This window comes from Acinetobacter sp. BZX-2 (assembly GCF_055179795.1).
In genome coordinates, this window is the sequence record NZ_CM143686.1 from 520,551 (window position 1) to 540,347 (window position 19,797).

Sequence of the window (19,797 nt, forward strand, 5' to 3'; positions counted from 1 at the left end):
GATGATGTAAGTTTCTTATGTATGGCTTGAGTTGGCAAAAAGTCCCATAAATAATCGAAGCAATGTCATATTCTTTTTTGAAAAATTAAGGCAAATTTAAGTTGTAATAATAGGAATGGGTATTGGTAAAGGATTTTACCATTGACCAAAATAAAATATGCGTTATGCAAATCATTGTATGACGGCGATATATAAAAACTGGAATAACAATGCAAGAACCTGTAAATAAAAGATCAGGATTAGGTCTACTCAGTTATCTCTGGAATGAGTGGTTCTCAACCTTTTCCATACTTATCCTGCTTCTTCTGACCCTCATTATTGGGACAGGAGATATGATTCATGGGCAAATGCTCCGTTTTGGTGAAAAACTTTACGGAAATGAACAAATAGGAATGCAGTATTCTTATTTAAGAGCAGAGCCGCAAAAACCTTCTTGTGATCGCAATGTAAATATTGATGCGCTTGTTAAAGACAAAATGCAACAGGAAGCGAATGATCCTGATGTGGCATTTTTTGGAGTGACACCTGAAGCGGATATCAGACAATCATTTGTGGCTGCGCAACAAGAATGCGAAGGGAAATTTACTTTCTACGATAAATCGATGAAATATATGGAAGAACATACCACCATTCGTGCTTATCGTACGATGGAAACAGGGTTCTTCTGGATTTTAAAATGGGGCGTGGAAAACCGAGTTATTCTTCTTGTACTGATGGTGATGATTGCAGCAATTACAGCATCATTAAAAATGCATCATATTGGTCTGAGACCAGTAAGAACAAAGCTCGATCATAAAGTTTATTCGATTGCTATGATCATAGGTAACTCATTCCTGAGTTTCTCTGTATTTAGCCAATATCGTTCAGTATTGAATTCAGGGGTTATTTCTACCTTTGAAACATTAGCTGTATATTGGTTATGGATGTTCTTATTCGTCACCTTAACCCTTATTAGTTTATTCCAGCTGTTCCGCACGCCAGCAAATGCAGAAGAAGGTGGTAAATTTGGCTTAGCCTTATTGAGTATTCCTTTATATGCAAATATGGCGATTATTACAGGGATTGCATTTACCTTCTTTATGGATTATCCAATGGGGCAAGGGATTTACCTTGGCTTTTTGGTTGAATTCTCAGGAATTTTCTTAAACTTAGCACTGTTTATTTGGGCGGGTATGTTGCTCACCCAAACTCGTGTTATGGATTTGTTTTTGGCAATTCTTCGTCCATGGAATCTTGCACCTGAAACATTGACTTGGCTCATTTTGATTGGTGCTGCTATTCCAACAGCTTATACAGGTGCTTCGGGTATCTTCGTTGTTGCGGCTGGTGCGATTATTTATAAGGAAGTGTGGAACTCTGGTGCACGACGTCAGTATGCACTTGCTGTATCTGCAATGTCAGGTTCATTGGGTGTGGTGTTACGTCCATGTATTCTGGTGATTCTGATTTCGATGCTGGATAGTCGTCATGTAACATCTGATGAATTGTTTGATCATGGTATTTATGTTTTCTGGTTAACGGCATTTATTTTCTTAGGTGTTTCATTATTACTAGCTGAAAATAAATTCCGTATCAATTCACCAAAAGTTGCTGTACCGGGCATGCTTCGTGCCTTTGTACCAGTCATTCCATATATTGTGATTACGATCATTGTTATAGGATTCTATAAGTATGGTTTAGATACGCAAATGGATGAGTTTACAGCACCTGTAATTCTTCCAATCATGCTGTTAGCATTTATTTTATTCGATAAAGTTTTAGGTGATAAGCTACCTGCACCTGAAAACCCGAATAGAGCATTAGAGCTTGAGCATGAGCGTAAGTCTGAATACATGCGAGAGCATGGTGAAGATGCTGAGAAAAAACGCAGCTTTGGAAGTGCAATCCGTTTTGCGACTTCTGAGAGTGTTGGACATATTGGTGCCTTAATTATTCTTATGGCCTTGTCTGTTAGTATTGGTGGTCTGATTGAACGTAGTGAAATTGTGACTTTAATACCAACACATCTTGGTAGTATCTTGATCACACTTGGCTTCATGGCGCTATTACTTGCTTTAATTGGTATGACTACAGACCCATTTGGTGCAGTAATTTTGGTTGCTACAACTGTTGCTCCAGTGGCCTTTGCAAATGGCATACATCCTATTCATTTCTGGATGGTGGTATTGGTTGCTTTCGAGTTTGGTTATGTTACGCCACCAGTCGCATTGAACCACTTACTGACGCGAATGTCGGTTGGAGATGCTGAGGTTGCCGCGGCCGATGCAGAAGCAAAAGCCAAATATACAAGCTTCTACTATCGTTATGAACGTTGGATTTTACCGATGGTGGTATTGTTCTCAGCTTTAGTCATCGTGACTTATGTTCCTTATTTCTTCAACCTATTTAATTGGTATCCAGGCAAATAACGTTGTGACAAAAAGCACCTTCGGGTGCTTTTTTTTATGGCGATATTTTTAGGATTTTCAATTTAAACTTATTTTTGTTATTGATCCGTTATATCGGATACAAAGTAATCATTCCTTTTCATCAATGATAAAGTTGGTTATTATTTAAAATAACTAAAAAATGGGTAAGCATTTACTCATACATAAACGATTTTATTGAAAATAAAGTTTTACGGTAGCGTTTGCTTGAGACATTTTAAAAGGATAAATAATGGGAAAATATAAATATTATAAAATCAAGACAATAAAAGATTGGTCAGGTGAGGATTGGGATGTTTATGATGAAAAAGAGACACCGTCAGGTATTATCATTCATCAAGGGTGGCCATATTCTTTAACACCAAAAGATGGTATTGGGGGGAAATTCAGTTTCATTTTGACCTCTGAAATTGCAGAATTTGTTAAAACACATTCGATTACTGAAGTTGAACAGCAGCTTGAATTAAGTAACAGCATGGTTGCTAAATTTAGACGAACTTTGGGCATCCAAAACAGATTTATTTATCGTGATGATCAGTGGATATTGGAACATCAAGATGAGCTTTTATATGGCAGCTTGGAAGAGCTGAAAAATAAATATGGGTTCAAGAGAACACAGGTTTATCAACATAAAAAGTGGTTAGCTGAATTGATTGATGTTCCTGCGAAAAAAAGACTCAGAGCAGGTAAAACAGAGATTTTTCGTGAACAATGGTTTAATGATCATAAATCACAAATGCTAAATATGACTGTGCAAGAAATTGTAGAAGCATTTCAAGTGAGTTTATTTATCGCAAAAAATGCTTATAACCGTATTTGCTTAGAGCGAGGTGAAAACACTTTCTCTGAGCAATTTCAGCAAGATAAACAAAACAAAAAACGATGGCTTTTAGATCATCAACAAGAGCTTCTGCATTCTGGAAAGTCTATAGCTGAATTGGCCGAGCAGTTTAATAAAACCACTGGACAAATTCGTCGGGCAAAATCCAAACTTCGAGAAATTTTAAAAATCCCCAAACTGGTCGAACAAAATGAAACTTGGTTATTGGCGAACCAAGAGGTTTTACTCAATCCTAATTTCAGTAAGGAGGAGTTAGCAGATAAATTGGGTATTGAACCATCGCAAGTCGATCGTAAAAAAGGGAGACTGAAAAAGCTGTTAAATATTCCAAATCATGTTGATCAAGTTCAAGCTTGGCGGTTACGAAACCAAGATATTTTACTTTCATTATATTTAAGCATTCCTGAAATTGCCAAAATATTGGATCGCAAAGAAAAATATATTGTTAAAAATCGTATGATTTTAAGAGATTTTTTAAATATTTCGATAGAAGATCAGAAAAAAGCTTGGGTACTCGAACATCAACATGATTTAGAGCAGTTTAGTGTTGAGGAATTCCAAGAAAAATATCAGCTAGGACGTTACACGGTTCAGGGTTATCGCAAGCTTTTAACTAAACTGAAACAAAATGAAAAGCTTTAAATATTGAGTATTTCTTATATTGTTATTAAGATTTATTAATTAATAATAGGTCATAATAATGATAAATAATATTTTTGGTATTTTGGATAAATTAGGTTATGGCACACGCAAGCGTGCCATAACCGCCCAGTTTTCAAATGAGGAATTGAACGCTCAGGTCGTGTTACAACGCATTGAAGGACATCATGGTATTAACGATGGTTTGTCTGCTGAGTTAATTTGCCTTTCAACCAATCCTTATATCGCTTTAAAAGAATTTATCGGTTGCCAAGTGGCTGTTGATCAAATCACAGATATGGGGCAACTATTTAGAACCACAGGGATAATTACAGGTGCGAGTCAGGGACAATCTGATGGAGCATTTACGCTTTATCGCCTAACTATGCAAGATGCAAGCAGTTTATGGCATAAACGGCGCAATAGCCGTGTGTTTATGAATAAGAGTGTTGTTGAAATTATTGCTGTTATTTTCAAAGAGTGGCGGCAGCGGAGTGCCTTATTTGCGAGTAGTTTAAAGCTGGATTTGAGTGGTTTAACAAAAGATTACGATATACGCCCTTTTTCAATGCAATCGAATGAAAGCGATTTTGCATATTTGACCAGACTAATGCGTGAAGAATCCATTAATTACTTGATTGATGAATCTCAGCATATAGTATCTGCACAGAGTCAAAGCATAGAACCACAAAAACTCCGTTTAATTGACGACAATAACCAATTTAAAGCACTTGAACGCAGGGTCATTCGATACCATCGCTCAAATGCAACAGAACGATATGACACGATCACCAGCTTTATTGCACAACGACAATTGCAATCAACAGCGATTCATTTACAACGTTGGCAGGCAGACTATTTGAGTCAAGAGGATGGCTGTGGTTCAGTACTTAGTTCACACAAGCACAGTAACCAAAGGCACAATGAAAGTTTAAGTCTTGAACAGGCATGGAGTTTATCACCCGCATGGATCAGTGACTTAAAAAGACAAGACCAAGCAACTGTTTCGAATAATCATCAACTAGACAAGCTGAATAAACATCTCAGTCAATACCAATCGCTGCAAGCTAAATATTTTACAGCACATAGCAGCGTCCGAGATAGCCAAGTCGGTTATTGGTTTCAACTGAGCGGGCATCCTGAACTTGATCAAAATCATCGTGACAATGATAAGGAATTTTTGATCTTAAATAAAAATTTCTACAATCAGAATAACTTCCCCAAAGATATACAAGACAAAGTTGAGAGACTACTCAGGTTGAGCCATTGGCAAAAAAATAAGGACAGTAGCGAGGAACGCCAAGCAAATGAATTGATGTTGGTACGTAGAAATATCGCGATTGTTCCTGAATATGATCCGTTGGAACATCGTCCAGTTGCACATGTGCAACGCGCTAAGGTCGTAAGTGATGGAGAAGAAATATGTGTAGATGAATGGGGACGGATCAAAGTTCGGTTCTTATTCACACGGAAAGAAGATCATACGCATGATAGTGGAGCAGGAAGTAATGATACGACGATGGACTCTGCGTGGGTGGATGTACTGACGCCGTGGGCGGGTGATGGTTATGGCGCACGATTTTTACCACGCAAAGACGAAATAGTCGTGATCGACTTTTTTGACGGCAACATAGACCGACCATTCGTGACAGGGCGAATCCATGAAGGAAGACGTTCTCCAACCCAGTTTGATGTTAAAGGCAAATTACCTGCGACCAAAAAACTCAGTGGTATTCGTTCCAAAGAGGTTAATGGCGAGGGTTTCAACCAACTCCGTTTTGATGATACGACAGGGCAGATTAGCACTCAACTTCAAAGTAGCCACGGTGCTACGCAACTCAATTTGGGAAATTTAAGTCATCCTAAAGAACAGGCTGAAAGTGAAGGTCGTGGTGAAGGCTTTGAGTTGAGGACGGATGATTGGGGAGTTGTTCGAGCACCAAAGGGTATTTTAATTAGTACTGAAGCTGATAGTGATGCAGAGAATCATCAACTCTCGCGGTCAGAATTAGAAAGCTCATTATTGATGGCTCAAAATAATAATGAGAATATTCAAGAACTAGCAAAAAGAAACGAAGTTCAAGAACCAGATTTAGATATTCAGAAAAGGATAAATCAAGATATCCCAAAATGGGATGCAAATAATGAAACGCCTTATTTGGTTCTACATTCAAATGATCAATTCATTGTAAATAGTTTAAAAGGAACATTTATACATTCTGCGGATCATATTGAATTTTCAACAAATCGTAATGTTCAAACTTTTACTGGAAATAGTGTTTTAACGAATGCTTTGGGGAGCATTAGTTTATTTGCTCAACAAAAAAATATTGATGTTAAGGCAGGTCAAGGCAATGTAAATGTTCACTCTCACAATGGTGAAATGACTTTAGCATCCCAAAAGTTAATGCATGTTTACGCACTGGATGATTTGGTAAAGATTGAGAGTGGGAAAGGCATACTTATTGTTTCTGGTGATGGCTATATCAAGATTGCGGATGGAAATATAGATATTGTGTGCCCTGGTTTGTTGACCTTAAAAGCTGGACAAATTAAAACCCAAACAGGTAGTCGTTTACATACTGATTTAGGGCAAATGCCACAAGCTCAGGCTTCTTACGACGAACAATTTATTGTAAAAAATCGGGCAGGCGTTATACAGCCTAATGTGAAATACAAAATTGTTACCGATGATGGAAAAACGATTACTGGCGTAACAGACGCAGAAGGCAAAACAGAAAAAATCACTGCTCTTTCTATGCTTAAAGCGGAACTTACAATATTAGGAAAAGTAGAATGATAAAAAAAATGATCAGTACTTTAGTCCTAACGCCGATACTTGGTATTGCAGGGTGTGGACAAACAGTAAGTAGCAAAGAATCAGATGTGGGTAAAGTACTGATTAGCGTAAAGGATATGCAAAATTGGTGTGTTGGGCGTTATACATTTAAGTTGCCGAAAGAAGCCAAAATGATTGATGAAAGCATCAATTATGATACTTTTAAAATTGAATCAAAGATCAAAGCCACGAAAGCAGATTTTGAGCAAGAGATTAAAGCAATAGAAAAAAAATATAGTACAAAAGATGATTTTATAAAAGAACAGACTCCTTTAGAAACATATGGCAGTATTACTTCAAAAATTATTTGGGGACATTCTACTTTTGCAAATGGTAGATTACCAGTTGATGTATATGCATTTGTATACGATCAATCAACTAGGACACTCTTTCGAATTACAGGATCATATTCAAAGAAGAATGAAAATAAAAGCATTAGTGGAATTAAATACCTTGTTAAAAATTTAAAAGGTCGTAATAGTACTGAAATCCCAGTAGAGCAAGGGATTTGTTTAAAGAATGGTTTTATTAAAGATGATGGTAAGGACTATAAATTTACACGACAGCAAGTTGGTTTTAATTTTGCTAAAGCACCTTCAGTGGTGATTACTGCTGAAACAGAAGCCATTTATAAAGTAGAGGATGATTTAATTATCCGAACAGAAAAAAATCTTAAAAAAAGCTCGAACGATGTAAGCACTAAAAACCACACTCAAGATCTTAGAAAAGGTGCGAAAAGTGCCAATCCAAGTTCACCGATCAATGGATTGGAGTTGGTTACCCAAGTCCCAATGCAAGGTAGGACAGGCATTATTGCAACATGGGAGCATGCAGGGACTGTAAACGCAGCGTTAGATCCTTTACTTTCAATGACCGTAGATACAGCAAGAGAAACGGCTTATGTTCAAACGGCCAGTGTGCCTAATCAAAATGGGCTTGAAATCTATGAAGAAATACTTAATTCGATAAGAAAATTAGGAAGTAAAAATGATTAAAAAAATGACAAGCACTTTGGTCCTAACGTCGATACTTGGTATTGCAGGGTGTGGGCAAACAGTAAATAGCAAAGAATCAGATATAGGTAAAACAATGATTAATTTAAAAAATATGCAAGATTGGTGTGTTGGGCGTTATACATTTAAGTTGCCAAAAGAGGCCAAAATGATTGATGAAAGCATCAATTATGATTCATTTAAAATTGAATCAAAGATCAAAGCCACGAAAGCTGATTTTGATCAAGCCACATCTAGCGGAATTGCAGAATATAATGATGGTTTTAAGTTATTTTTAGAAGAAACTCCTGTAAGAAATATAAATAACAAGTTGGTCAAAATCTTTTGGGGGAAATTAAGCAAAAAAAGACCTAATTTAGGTACGACACAAGTTTTTGGTTATATTTTTGATCGTGGGACACTATTTCTTATTAAAGGTGATTACTCAGAAAAGTTTAAGCAAGAAAGTCGAGAAGGAATCGAATATTTGGTAGAAAACTTATATGCACGAAATAATAATACAATCCCAGTAGAACAAGGAATTTGCTTAAAAAATGGTTTTATTAAAGATGATGGTAAAGACTATAAATTTACACGACAGAAAGTTGGTTTTAATTTTGCTAAAGCACCTTCAGTGGTGATTACCGCTGAAACAGAAGCCATTTATAAAGTAGAAGATAATTTAATTACCCGAACAGAAAAAAATCTTAAAAAAAGCCCGAACGATGTAAGCACTAAAAACCACACTCAAGATCTTAGAAAAGGTGCAAAAAGTGCCAATCCAAGCACACCGATCGATGGATTGGAGTTGGTTACCCAAGTCCCAATGCAAGGTGGAACAGGCATTATTGCAACATGGGAGCATGCAGGGACTGTAAACGCAGCATTAGATCCTTTACTCTCTATGACAGTAGATACAGCACGAGAAACAACTTATGTTCAAACAGCCAGTGTACATAATTATACTGGTCTTGAATTATATGAAGCTGTATTAAATTCAATCAGAAAATTTTAGGATTATCATCATGAGCTATGAACATAATCCTTATAATACAGAAGATAATGCTAAGTTTGTTTCACTCACCACACCAAGCAAAACAGAAACCTTGTGTAGAGTAACCCTACCCGCTGACTATGTGATTCCAATTATTTTTATTCCGGGGATTATGGGGTCAAATATTAAAAATACAGAGAATGGTCAACATGTGTGGTATCCACCTAATGGTACCAAAGAAGGGTTAGCAGCAGCCTCAGCTGGTGAACAACGGGATGCGAGAACGCGACAGATAGAATTAAACCCTGAAACGACAAGTGTTGGGCAGGATGGTTATATTGATGAAGGTGATATCAAAGATATAGATCACTTTGATCGCGCAAAAGCAGTACGCCGTGGATGGGGTTCAGTTTGGTGGCAAGGTTATTCTAAGATTTTGATATATTTAGAAAAATATTTAAACCAAGATTTGGTTAAAAAAAATACCTCCCAACAAGATCTGAATGATCCAGATCATTTTTCTGGAACAAAAGAATGGAAAAAAATTGTCGCAACAGGTTCTAAATCGTTTTTGGGTGTAGGTTCAAGTGATCAATCAAAATTGGAAGATATTAAAAATGATTGGAACCCCATTAAAAAGGAGATCGAACTCTTAACCAAAGCGTTACATGGTCAGTTGGCAAATTATAGTTTTCCTGTTTTTGCTATCGGTTATAACTGGTTACAGTCAAATGATCGTTCTGCACAGTATGTTGCACATATGATGGAGAATTATGTAAAAGCACAAATTAAAAAGGAATTTCCAAAGCAGGAGTTTAAAAAATTTATCATCGTAACCCATTCAATGGGCGGCTTAGTGACACGGTCTTTGATACAGGAAGCGTCTGTTAAAAATGATATTTTAGGTGTCGTGCACGGAGTGATGCCTGCCAGTGGCGCACCAACCGTGTATCAGCGTATTTGTCGGGGTTGGGAAGGTGGTGAAGTGGTCAATGGCTGGATTGCCAGTATCGCAGCAAATAAGGGACGACATGTATTTGGATCAACATCTGAACGACTTATGCCTGTTTTAGCCAACTCCCCCGGTGCTTTGCAACTACTACCTTTTGCAAATTTTTTACAGCATAAAGATAGACAAGGTCATCAATCCAAAGCATGGTTAACCCTTAGTGCAAGAAATCGTCATGGTCAAGTCATCACGGCTCGGCTACCCAAAGTAGACCCTTATGGGGATATTTATACACGGACAGATACTTGGTGGAGTATGATTAATCAAGCATTCTTAGATCCTGCTGGTATTTTGAACGCAAAAATGGAAGCAGATGGAAAGAGTAGCATCATGGATTATTATTTCAATAATATTGTTCAGGTTGAGAGTTTCCATACAAAAATAGCAGATAGTTATCACCCCAATACCTATGCCCATTATGGACAGGATGAAAAACACCTTGCTTATAGTGAAATTTTATGGAGTACTGAACAAATTTTACCGATAGAGACGGAAGAAGATTTAATCGAATATCGAGGTTATAGAATAAATGATGAAGAAAATGAGCCTGAAACTGAAGAGATCAAAACTCAAGAACAAAATCAAAACAATACGAGCTCTAATACAGAAGAACCCGTAGCAGGTGTCATAGAATTAGAACCTATAGTGGTCACAGGACAAAGGCATGATGGTTTTGAACACCTTTTTGATCGGGATAGTTTTCGAACGATTGAAGATACAGAGGGCAATAGAGTCACGTTTAATATGCGGATCATGCCTACATCTGCAGGTGACGGGACAGTTTGTGGTGAGTCGGGTGCAGATGTCACAAGACGGGATTTAAAACAAGTTTTTGTGATGCAAGGTCTAGATCATGCTGCAAGTTATGATGACAAACATGTTCATAGAAGTACAATTTATTCAATTGCTAAGATCATGGAAGCGATTTGTTAAGTTGCTATTTAACACATTGAAAATATAGCTCAAATTGGGAGCTATATTTCAATGTGAAAAGGCGTTTAGTTTAGATAGGTTTTCAAAATAAACGCTTTAAACAACCATCTAAACCTTGGACTGAGGTGCTAATTGCTGTTCAAGTAATTTCACTTGTTCTTCTTTTAATTTAATCAACTGGTCTGCGTCGGCATGTTGTGACTTGAGGTTGTGTTGCTGTTCATCTAATTGTTTTTGAATATCTTCCAGTTTCGCAAACTCTTCTTTGGCCAAACTCGCATTTTGAGGAACCTGATCTTTCAAAATAGATGCGTTGACTAACTCCACATTCGTTGCTGTAGATGACGCATTTTCCTGAATAGGCTGTGCGAGTGGTGGCGTAGCGGCTTCAGGTTTTTTCTTTACAGCTACAGGTTGGTTAAATTGATCGTTGACTTGATTGCTTTTTTGATCGTTATTTAGCCAAAACAAGGCCGTAATTAATACAGTTAATGCAATTAAAGCCCCAGCAATGATCCATATTAACTTAGAGTTATCTCTTTCTATACGCATTTTATTCAGTCCAGTTATTTTGAAGAACGAGGCTTGAATTGAATAACCCCAATCTCATCTGGTGTGGCTGGTTCTTCAGGCGCATCTACATGCGTAGGGCGATTTTCAGAGTATCCACACTCGATGCATTCAATCCATTCAGCATCGCCTTGGGTGAGCATAACAATACGATCCATCGCTTCACATTTTGGACACTTTGCGCCAGCTATGAAACGACGTTTAATATTCATATACCCACCACACTTAAATCAATTTTGACCGTTAGTTTAAGCGTTGTTTAGTTATTCGTCCAACCCTGATGACGTAATAATGCATCAATTTTTGGTTCGCGCCCGCGGAAATTGATAAATGCGTCAAGTGCTGTATCTTTTCCGCCAACTGCTAGAATTGCTTTACGAAATTCTTGTCCAGTTTGCGTATTGAAAACACCCTCATTTTCGAAGCGATCAAAGGCATCACTGGCTAAAACTTCCGCCCATTTATAAGAGTAGTAACCCGCTGCATAACCCCCTGCAAAAATATGGCTGAAGCTATTTTGGAAGCGATTGTAGCTTGCTGCTGGCAAGACTGCATATTTATGGCGAATATCATCCAGTGTTGCTTGGATTTGTGCTGTATCTAAAGCTGGAGTGAGCTTATGAATCGTCAAATCAAACAATGCAAATTCAATCTGACGTAAACTTTGCATCCCTGATTGGAAGAAACGAGCATTCAATAAGGCAGAAAGTAAGTCATTCGGCAAAGTTTCTTGAGATTCGATATGCTCACTGATCAACGCTAAACTTTCAGTGTCCCAAGTCCAAAACTCCATAAATTGGCTTGGTAATTCAACAGCATCCCAAGCAACGCCGTGTGTACCTGCAACAGCAATATTATCCACTTCTGTAAGCATGTGATGTAAACCATGACCAAACTCATGGAATAAGGTATTAACTTCATCATGGGTCAGTAAAGCAGGTTGGTTGCCTACAGGTGGTGTGAAATTACCAACCATATAGCAAATCGGTTTTTGCAGCCCATGTTCTGTTTGCATACGTGAGCGGAAAGGGCTCATCCATGCACCACCACGTTTTCCATTGCGTGCATACAGATCAAAGTAGAATCCACCGATGACATTGCCATGATCTTCAAGTTCATAATAATGCGCATCAGCATGCCAAAGCGGCGCTTCACGCTCAACCACATTGATGCCATATAAACGCTGAACAACATTAAATAATCCCTGAATGACTTTTGGCGCAGGGAAGTACGGTTTTAAATCTTCTTGTGAAAGATTGAACTTTTGTACTTTCAGCTTTTCAGAATAATAGCCACTGTCCCATGGTTGCAAAGTATCAATACCATCCAATTGGGCAATCGCTTTGAGTTCCTCAATTTCTTTTAAAGCCGGAACACGAGCATGTTCTGCAAGATCAACTAAGAATTTATCTACAGTAGCAACATCAGGTGCCATTTTCGAAGCCAATGAATATTCTGCATAGTTGTCAAAGCCTAAAAGTTTCGCCATTTCCTGACGTAAACTGAGTATTTCAACCATCACGGATGCATTGTCATATTGCTGATCATCAGCCTGATCAGATGCACGTGTGGTATAAGCTTTGTATAATTCCTCACGTAATTCACGATCTTCGGCATAGGTCATAATGGCTAAGTAAGATGGAATATCGAGTGTGGCAACAGACTGGTCTAACTCACGTTGTTGACCATATTGTTTTAATAGCTCAACACTGCTTTGAGGTAAACCTTTCAGCTGATCTTCGCTTAATGGTTTGCTATAGGCCTGAGTTGAGTCTAATACATGATTTGAGAAATCAGAGGACAGTTGTGATAAGCGTGCTGAAATTTCTGCATAGCGTTTTTTAGCCTCACCTTCTAAAGCGACACCTGATAATTTGAAATCACGTAAGGCTAATTTAATTGCGCTTTGTTGTGCACTGGGTAAGTCGCTAAAAATCACATGGTCATGAATATGTTGATAGCTTTGATATAAAGGGACGTGTTGTCCGAGCTGTGTGTAATATTCACTTAAACTTGGTAATAGTGATTGGTACACTTCACGGGTTTCTGCATTGTTCATCACCGCATTTAAATGCGACAAAATACCCCATGATTCACTCATGTCATTTTCTAAAGTATCAATATTTTCCAAGACTTGTAGCTGTTGTTGAATGCTGTCAGGTACTTGGGGCAATTCATTTAGAAAGCGTTGACCATTTTGGATGGCTTGTTCAATATTTTGTTTAAGTTGTTCTAAGCTAATTTGATCAAACTGCGGTACGGGTAATGTTGCTTGTTCTAATGCCATGTGGTGTAAACCAAATCATTTACTAAGTTATAGATAGATGTAGGGCTTTTGGTAGAGGAAATCAAGGTGTGACAATAAAATTAACATAGAGATGATGTGTTAAACCTATAGGCTTGTTGCATTTTGATGTTGTATTTAAAAATAAGTACCTTTATCGGAGTTGCATACATCTATAATAATTCTAGAGGTTTGGTTTGATTTAAAAACTGCATAAGTCACTAGGCTTCTTGCATAAATCAATTTTTAAACAGTGAATTAATCGTAAAAACCCTCATCCTGACCTTCTCCCAAAGGGAGAAGGGATTCTTTTAGTATCGAACTTATTGACAATAAGTGATTATCTTAATTCTCAAATACTTTCTATTGTATTTGGTCTAATTAAAAAAGAGAGCCGAAGCTCTCTCATTTTGAAACTATTCCAATGACGTTATTTAAAAACTATTCAGTTTTAGACTTTGCATTGGACTTTTTCTTTTTAGCCTTGGCCTTTTTCTTCACTTTATCTTTAATCTTCGTTTCAGACTTTGTTGAAGCATTTGCGCTAGGTTTTTTATTGTAAGAACTAGGTTTTCCTTTGGCTTTTTTCTTACGAAAGGGACGTTCTCCATCTTCACTGACTTTTGCATCGCCAGATTCAGATTTTATTTTAGCAGGCCGTTCAGAAAAAACTTCTTCTTTTGCAGTGGGTTTAGCCACACGAGGTGCACGGCTACGGATGACACGACCTGCATGAGAAAGCTGTTGTAACAATTCAAAGTCAATCTTACGTTCTTCAAGATTCACACCTGCCACTTTGATTTTGACTTCATCGCCTAAACTAAAAGTTTGACCACGATTTTGTCCGACTAAACTTTGGCTGGCTTGATCAAAAACAAAATAGTCATCGCCCAATTGGCTGACATGCACCATACCATCGACATATAAATCTTTGAGTGTGATAAATAAACCAAATTCAGCTGTCGCACTCACTACACCAACAAATTCTTCGCCTAAGTGTTGTTGCATATAGTGACATTTTAGCCAAGATGTTACGGAACGAGAAGCTTCATCAGCACGGCGCTCAGTTGCAGAAAAATGTTCTCCTGCATCGTCTAAAGCAGCACCAGAAAGTGGCGATGGTTTTTGATGTAAATGAGCTTTAATTGCACGATGCAATAACAAATCAGGGTAACGGCGAATTGGTGAAGTGAAGTGTGTATACGCTTCATAAGCCAAGCCATAGTGTCCGACATTTTTTGCGCCGTAAAATGCTTGCATCATTGAACGAAGCAAAACAGCATGAATACTTGGTGCATCAATACGGTCTTTAGTTGCTTCAATAACGGCTTGATAATCCGCTTGAGTTGGCTGTTCTGGGAATTTTAAGCCCAATAATTTCACAAAATCTCGAACTTTTTGAATACGTGAGAACTCAGGCGCTTCATGCACGCGGTACAACATTGGAATATCATGTTTTAAGCAATATTCCGCTGCGGCAACGTTAGCAAGCAACATACATTCTTCAATGAGCTTATGTGCAACATTACGTGAACGAGGTAGGATTTCGTTAATTCCACCTAATTCATCAAACGTCATATAGGTTTCAACGGTTTCAAATTCCATTGCATGACGTTCAGCACGTAAGCCTTTTAAAGTTTCATACAGTTGATACAACGTATTTAATGACTTACGCACATCATGATCTTCAGGAACCGCAGTACTGTCGCCATCGAAATATTGTGCAACTTGGGTATAGGTTAAACGTGCTTTTGAATGCATTACCGATGGATAAAATTCAAATTTAGTCACTTTACCTGCACGACTTAAGTTCAAATCACAGACCATACATAAACGGTCAACATGTGGATTTAAAGAACATAAGCCATTAGAAAGTGCTTCTGGCAGCATGGGTAAAACATAATGTGGGAAATACACTGAGGTGCCACGTTCTTGTGCTTCATCGTCCAATGGTTTGCCCGAACGGACGTAGTGACTCACATCGGCGATCGCGACAACAACACGATAACCGCCACCTGGACGTTTTTCTGCATAAACGGCGTCATCGAAATCGCGTGCATCTTCACCATCAATCGTGACCAGTGGCAAGTCACGTAAATCGATACGGCCTGCATGATCTTTGGCTGTGGGTTCTTTAAAACTTTCTGCTTCTTTTACAACTTCTTCTGGAAACTCATAAGGCAAGCCATATTCTAAAATGGTTTGTGGAATAATGATTTCAGTATCCGCTTTGTCTGCCATCGATTGAATAATATGCCCTGTCGCAAAATTGTCGCGAGTCGGATAGTCGTCAATTTCTACACGTAACGCATCTCCAATTTTAGCTTTGGCATGTTCAATAAGTTCTTTTTCTAAAGTAATCGGTTGATGTGCATTCGGATTAGCAGGCTGAATAAAATATTCACCTTCAAATTCTGCAACTTTACCAATCAGCTGTTTAATACGGCGTTGAGTCACTTCAGTCACATAACCCCAAGCTTTGCCTTTACGATCTACTGAGGTTTGTTGGACTTTGACACGATCACCATGAAAGACTTGGCGTAACTCACGTTCAGGCAATAAAAACTCATCTTTTTTACCATCTAAACTGGCAACACCTAAACCTTTTGAGTTGATATAAACGGTTGCGTCTAATGTAGGTTGATCTGCCATGAGCTGATATTTAAAACCATCTTTCATGAGCTGACCATCACGTACCATCGCACTTAAACGATGGCTGAGCGCATCAATACTTTTTTGATCGGCAATTTCAAACAGACCCACAAGATCTGCATGTGATAATGCTTCTTGTTTTTGCTCAATAATTTCTAAAATGAGCGTACGACTGGGAATAGGGTTGTCGTAACGTTCGGCTTCAGCTTTAGCTTCAGGATCGACCCAATTTTTCATCATGTATTTGGTTTCTAGTCAGAAGATAGGATTAGCATAAGTCATACAGTGCCAGACTGCACGTAATTGATTGCAATAATGCAGTTTAAATTTGAGTTTATGAGGATTTCTCTAAATTTTCATTTAATTAGCAGCGTTTTGAGCATAAAAAAGCAACAAAATGATGAAAATTGTTTAAAAAGTATTTAATTGAGCAAAAATCTATAACTTTTTTAGGTTGATGGCTTGCTGAAACGAGTTTTACTTTGTATTATGGCGGCTCGTTACGGTGAGATGGGTGAGTGGCTGAAACCACATCCCTGCTAAGGATGCATACGGGTAACTGTATCGAGGGTTCGAATCCCTCTCTCACCGCCAACGAATACTTATGATGCGCTCATAGCTCAGCTGGATAGAGCACTTGGCTACGAACTAAGGGGTCGGGAGTTCGAATCTCTCTGAGCGCACCAACTAATTAAGTATTTGAAAAGTAACGAAGTCGTTTACGACATTACAAGTATTGCGCTCATAGCTCAGCTGGATAGAGCACTTGGCTACGAACTAAGGGGTCGGGAGTTCGAATCTCTCTGAGCGCACCAACTTGAATAGATCGAAAGATGAAAATAACCGCTTAATTGCGGTTTTTTTGTGTCTAGAGTTTATGTACCGACTATTTAATCTAAATAATAGGTTTTGATGGCTCAATAACGTATATAAAGATTGGCTTAGATATTTTTCATAATCATTTTAGTAAACTCAATTAAGCGTCGATACTTGTCGTGATCTTCATTTTCCATGCAATATTATTCATTTAAAACCATTAAAATAGATCTAAGAATAGAGACATGTGAAATAACAACATGACGAAATATACAGATGGATATTATATTTATGAACATATTGATTTCATTTGTCATCTTGAATTAAAACAATGTGATGGCTGTGATCGAACTTTAACAGGTTTTGTTTATGAGCTTAAAATTCAAAGTCTTGAAAATGAATACGTGATTTTCTGTGCTGAATGTATGGAAATTCTTAATATTGTAACGGCAGAGTAGTTGGGAGAATCTTTTTCTAATGTGCAATACAAAACAAGGATCGTCCAAATACTAGACACTCAGTATATAAACCTTAAAATAACCCTTAACAAAAACGTGAAAAGGCGTATAATGCGTCCCATCAAGATGTCGCGCTCATAGCTCAGCTGGATAGAGCACTTGGCTACGAACTAAGGGGTCGGGAGTTCGAATCTCTCTGAGCGCACCACTTGATAAAAAGTTAAAAAACCGCTGATGAGCGGTTTTTTTGTGTCTGAAAATTCATATAGATTTAAATTAGAATAAAAATAAATCAGATCATCAATTCAAGTGACTCAAATTATTTAATTTTCTGTACAAAAATTGCATTTGCACCTACAGCAGGTAGCATTTCATGGTAGGGCAAGCTACGTGCTGCTCTAAGTAAAAATGGCGCTTTTTCATCTACTTTCATGGTTGTGGTCATTTTCAATAAAGTGTCATTGCCTTGTGGGAAAAACTGAATCTGTCCTTTTAGAAAACGCAAATCTCCACCATTGGAATAGAAATTATTTTCAGTGGGTTTGGGGTAAGTAAAATGCATTTTAAAATCAAAAGGAATATTAATCACACCGAGGCCGACACTGACTTTAAATTCGGCATCCTGTCCTTGCTGATTGAGTGCAGTGGTGGTGATGCTTTTAATTTGTTTAGGAAATACCTCTTTATAGGACATAGGTTGTGTCCATTTCTGCATATTTTGTGGGGGCGTTTTAAAATATTGATAAGTGGTGGTAAAGCGTAAAATTTCACGACCATGAGTATAAGGCACGGTGCTTGGATTCAAAATAATACTAATCGGTTGCTGTGAATTTGCACTGACTTGAGCGATTTTATTCACTTGAGTGCTGTTGAGCTGAGGATTTGGGAATTGTCCTGCATTAAGCGCCGTGACTTTCTTTGGACTCAAACGGTTTTTTAAAGCTTCTAAAATAAAAGCATTGGTACTTTGCGGAGCGCCTAATTTAAGCTCAGGGAACGCCGATACGATCTGTTTAAACAAGAAGCCTTGAGGTTGGTTTAAATCTCCCCATTGAGTAAGGGTAATCAAGGTCTTTTTATCCCCCAAACTAAACCATTCAAATTTGCCTAGGCCATAGGGAATAGGTGCATCAATCACCAAACTAGAAATGCTGTTTTGCCCGATTTGATGTTGAAAGACCACATCTTCATTAAAGTTTAAAACTGGGATTGGTGTTGGGATCGAAATTCTGTATTTGACTTGGCTGATATTTCCAGCTTGTTCTATGATTTTTGCTGATTTTAAGGTTGGAAATAATCCAACATATTGGGTGTAATTGCCCAATATTTTAGCCACATCTTGACTATTTACAGGAACAACAATGGCTGCGGTAGAAAATTTAGCAATGGGTTGAGTGTTACTTTTTAATGTAGGTAGGGCGGTTTTTACCGCAGGATGCGAGTAGATTAAAATATTATCTTGCGCAATGGCAGCCACTTGTTGGGCATTGTGATCAAAAGGTTTTATTCCGCTAGGAATATTGTCAGTCCAAGAAATTAATTTTGCAAAACTGATCGAGCTCATGCTACTCAGAAGAATAAGGCAAATCATTGCGTGAAAAGTGTTCATCATTTTTCCTTTATTGTTATTCGGGCCCATACAGGAACTGGGAGCGCTATTTTTAAAATGATTTACCAGATAACAATAGAGGTGTTCTGTAATTCAGGACGAAAAGCATCATGCCGATTCAAATCTAGTGTAATATCTTGGCATCGTAATTGATTTGTATTGAAACAACTATGTCAGACAGTAAGCCTGCATTATCAGCACGTTATTATCTTAATTTAGAAGAATCTCAAGACGGTTTTAAGCTTGCCACTTTTGGTAAAAAACAAATCAGTCAATTGCTTACGCCTTTGATCAGTATCGGGATTATCGCGTGGGGTATTTACCTCGGTTTTGATGGTGTGGGTCAGTACTACGTTTACTTAGGTGGTTTTTTCCTTATTTTACAAATACTCATGCGTTATTGGTTTTTACCGATGATGTTTAAAAGACAATTTGTAAAATATCAGTTTGGTAAAAGCGAACAAGGGATTGAGCTATTTCAAGATTATGCTGAAATCTTTAGTAGTGGTCGTCCGAAACAAGTTTTTCATTATGCAGATGTACAAAAATTTGCAGAAGGTAAGCTGACGTATATGATTGAATTGAAAAACCGAACGGTGATCATCGTACCAAAGCGTGCCTTTGAAGCTTCAGCGGAGCAATCCATTTTTGTAAATACATTTAAAAAATAAGATCAAAGCAATGTGATTTGATGGATTTAAGTCAGTTATTTAATGGTGATGAGATAATAGGGAA

The 19,797-nt window shown here is 37.8% G+C and carries 13 protein-coding genes and 4 tRNA genes; 12 read left to right on the plus strand and 5 right to left on the minus strand.

Features of this window, described 5'->3' with window-relative positions; all coding sequences use genetic code 11:
• The first annotated feature begins 209 nt into the window (after positions 1 to 209).
• From ACY45D_RS02425 to ACY45D_RS02450, 6 genes are all read left to right on the plus strand, one after another.
• Positions 210 to 2,408: a TRAP transporter large permease subunit gene (locus ACY45D_RS02425; RefSeq protein ID WP_463108291.1), complete on the plus strand. Its 2,199-nt coding sequence runs from the start codon at positions 210 to 212 to the stop codon at positions 2,406 to 2,408.
• 250 nt (positions 2,409 to 2,658) lie between these two features.
• Positions 2,659 to 3,909, plus strand: a complete 1,251-nt coding sequence (locus ACY45D_RS02430; protein WP_463108292.1) for a hypothetical protein — start codon at positions 2,659 to 2,661, stop codon at positions 3,907 to 3,909.
• A 58-nt stretch (positions 3,910 to 3,967) separates the two neighbouring features.
• A complete protein-coding gene (locus tag ACY45D_RS02435; protein WP_463108293.1) occupies positions 3,968 to 6,706 on the plus strand; it encodes a type VI secretion system Vgr family protein in 2,739 nt (912 codons plus the stop codon).
• Positions 6,703 to 7,740: a T6SS immunity protein Tli4 family protein gene (locus ACY45D_RS02440; RefSeq protein WP_463108294.1), complete on the plus strand. Its 1,038-nt coding sequence runs from the start codon at positions 6,703 to 6,705 to the stop codon at positions 7,738 to 7,740. The genes ACY45D_RS02435 and ACY45D_RS02440 overlap by 4 nt, the downstream gene beginning before the upstream one ends.
• Positions 7,733 to 8,752: a T6SS immunity protein Tli4 family protein gene (locus tag ACY45D_RS02445; RefSeq protein ID WP_463108295.1), complete on the plus strand. Its 1,020-nt coding sequence runs from the start codon at positions 7,733 to 7,735 to the stop codon at positions 8,750 to 8,752. The genes ACY45D_RS02440 and ACY45D_RS02445 overlap by 8 nt, the downstream gene beginning before the upstream one ends.
• Positions 8,753 to 8,762: 10 nt before the next feature.
• Positions 8,763 to 10,673, plus strand: a complete 1,911-nt coding sequence (locus ACY45D_RS02450; protein WP_463108296.1) for an esterase/lipase family protein — start codon at positions 8,763 to 8,765, stop codon at positions 10,671 to 10,673.
• A 108-nt stretch (positions 10,674 to 10,781) separates the two neighbouring features.
• Here ACY45D_RS02450 and ACY45D_RS02455 read toward each other — a convergent pair whose 3' ends face one another.
• The 4 genes from ACY45D_RS02455 to rnr all read right to left on the minus strand — a co-directional run bounded on the left by ACY45D_RS02455 (position 10,782) and on the right by rnr (position 16,416).
• Positions 10,782 to 11,225: a hypothetical protein gene (locus ACY45D_RS02455; protein ID WP_463108297.1), complete on the minus strand. Its 444-nt coding sequence runs from the start codon at positions 11,223 to 11,225 to the stop codon at positions 10,782 to 10,784.
• A 14-nt stretch (positions 11,226 to 11,239) separates the two neighbouring features.
• Positions 11,240 to 11,449, minus strand: coding sequence for a YheV family putative zinc ribbon protein (locus ACY45D_RS02460; RefSeq protein ID WP_171057646.1), 210 nt, complete (start codon positions 11,447 to 11,449; stop codon positions 11,240 to 11,242).
• A gap of 53 nt (positions 11,450 to 11,502) precedes the next feature.
• On the minus strand, positions 11,503 to 13,530 hold the full coding sequence (locus ACY45D_RS02465) for a M3 family metallopeptidase (RefSeq protein ID WP_463108298.1): 2,028 nt from the start codon (positions 13,528 to 13,530) through the stop codon (positions 11,503 to 11,505).
• A 438-nt stretch (positions 13,531 to 13,968) separates the two neighbouring features.
• On the minus strand, positions 13,969 to 16,416 hold the full coding sequence (gene rnr / locus ACY45D_RS02470; protein ID WP_463109404.1) for a ribonuclease R: 2,448 nt from the start codon (positions 16,414 to 16,416) through the stop codon (positions 13,969 to 13,971).
• 267 nt (positions 16,417 to 16,683) lie between these two features.
• Between rnr and ACY45D_RS02475 the strand changes: the two genes are divergently transcribed.
• The 5 genes from ACY45D_RS02475 (at position 16,684) to ACY45D_RS02495 (ending at position 17,661) form a co-directional block, all read left to right on the plus strand.
• A tRNA-Ser gene (locus ACY45D_RS02475) sits at positions 16,684 to 16,773 on the plus strand.
• A 15-nt stretch (positions 16,774 to 16,788) separates the two neighbouring features.
• Positions 16,789 to 16,865, plus strand: a tRNA-Arg gene (locus tag ACY45D_RS02480).
• 52 nt (positions 16,866 to 16,917) lie between these two features.
• Positions 16,918 to 16,994: transfer RNA gene (locus tag ACY45D_RS02485), tRNA-Arg, on the plus strand.
• A gap of 261 nt (positions 16,995 to 17,255) precedes the next feature.
• On the plus strand, positions 17,256 to 17,453 hold the full coding sequence (locus tag ACY45D_RS02490) for a hypothetical protein (protein ID WP_089606648.1): 198 nt from the start codon (positions 17,256 to 17,258) through the stop codon (positions 17,451 to 17,453).
• A 131-nt stretch (positions 17,454 to 17,584) separates the two neighbouring features.
• Positions 17,585 to 17,661 (plus strand) — tRNA-Arg (locus tag ACY45D_RS02495).
• Positions 17,662 to 17,772: 111 nt separating this feature from the next.
• Here the strand turns inward: ACY45D_RS02495 and ACY45D_RS02500 are convergent.
• Positions 17,773 to 19,062: an SRPBCC family protein gene (locus ACY45D_RS02500; protein ID WP_463108299.1), complete on the minus strand. Its 1,290-nt coding sequence runs from the start codon at positions 19,060 to 19,062 to the stop codon at positions 17,773 to 17,775.
• A 170-nt stretch (positions 19,063 to 19,232) separates the two neighbouring features.
• Here ACY45D_RS02500 and ACY45D_RS02505 point away from each other — a divergent pair, with 170 nt between their 5' ends.
• Positions 19,233 to 19,733 carry a YcxB family protein gene (locus ACY45D_RS02505; RefSeq protein ID WP_010112150.1) on the plus strand — a complete coding sequence of 167 codons (501 nt, stop codon included), beginning with the start codon at positions 19,233 to 19,235 and terminating at the stop codon, positions 19,731 to 19,733.
• Positions 19,734 to 19,797 lie beyond the last annotated feature (64 nt).

What these genes read in the sequence shown, in the direction of transcription:
- ACY45D_RS02425 (WP_463108291.1), top strand. Translation starts at nt 210, where the DNA reads ATGCAAGAACCTGTAAATAAAAGATCAGGATTAGGTCTACTCAGTTAT.
- ACY45D_RS02430 (WP_463108292.1), top strand. Translation starts at nt 2,659, where the DNA reads ATGGGAAAATATAAATATTATAAAATCAAGACAATAAAAGATTGGTCA.
- ACY45D_RS02435 (WP_463108293.1), top strand. Translation starts at nt 3,968, where the DNA reads ATGATAAATAATATTTTTGGTATTTTGGATAAATTAGGTTATGGCACA.
- ACY45D_RS02440 (WP_463108294.1), top strand. Translation starts at nt 6,703, where the DNA reads ATGATAAAAAAAATGATCAGTACTTTAGTCCTAACGCCGATACTTGGT.
- ACY45D_RS02445 (WP_463108295.1), top strand. Translation starts at nt 7,733, where the DNA reads ATGATTAAAAAAATGACAAGCACTTTGGTCCTAACGTCGATACTTGGT.
- ACY45D_RS02450 (WP_463108296.1), top strand. Translation starts at nt 8,763, where the DNA reads ATGAGCTATGAACATAATCCTTATAATACAGAAGATAATGCTAAGTTT.
- ACY45D_RS02455 (WP_463108297.1), bottom strand. Translation starts at nt 11,225, where the DNA reads ATGCGTATAGAAAGAGATAACTCTAAGTTAATATGGATCATTGCTGGG.
- ACY45D_RS02465 (WP_463108298.1), bottom strand. Translation starts at nt 13,530, where the DNA reads ATGGCATTAGAACAAGCAACATTACCCGTACCGCAGTTTGATCAAATT.
- rnr (WP_463109404.1), bottom strand. Translation starts at nt 16,416, where the DNA reads ATGAAAAATTGGGTCGATCCTGAAGCTAAAGCTGAAGCCGAACGTTAC.
- ACY45D_RS02490 (WP_089606648.1), top strand. Translation starts at nt 17,256, where the DNA reads ATGACGAAATATACAGATGGATATTATATTTATGAACATATTGATTTC.
- ACY45D_RS02500 (WP_463108299.1), bottom strand. Translation starts at nt 19,062, where the DNA reads ATGAACACTTTTCACGCAATGATTTGCCTTATTCTTCTGAGTAGCATG.
- ACY45D_RS02505 (WP_010112150.1), top strand. Translation starts at nt 19,233, where the DNA reads ATGTCAGACAGTAAGCCTGCATTATCAGCACGTTATTATCTTAATTTA.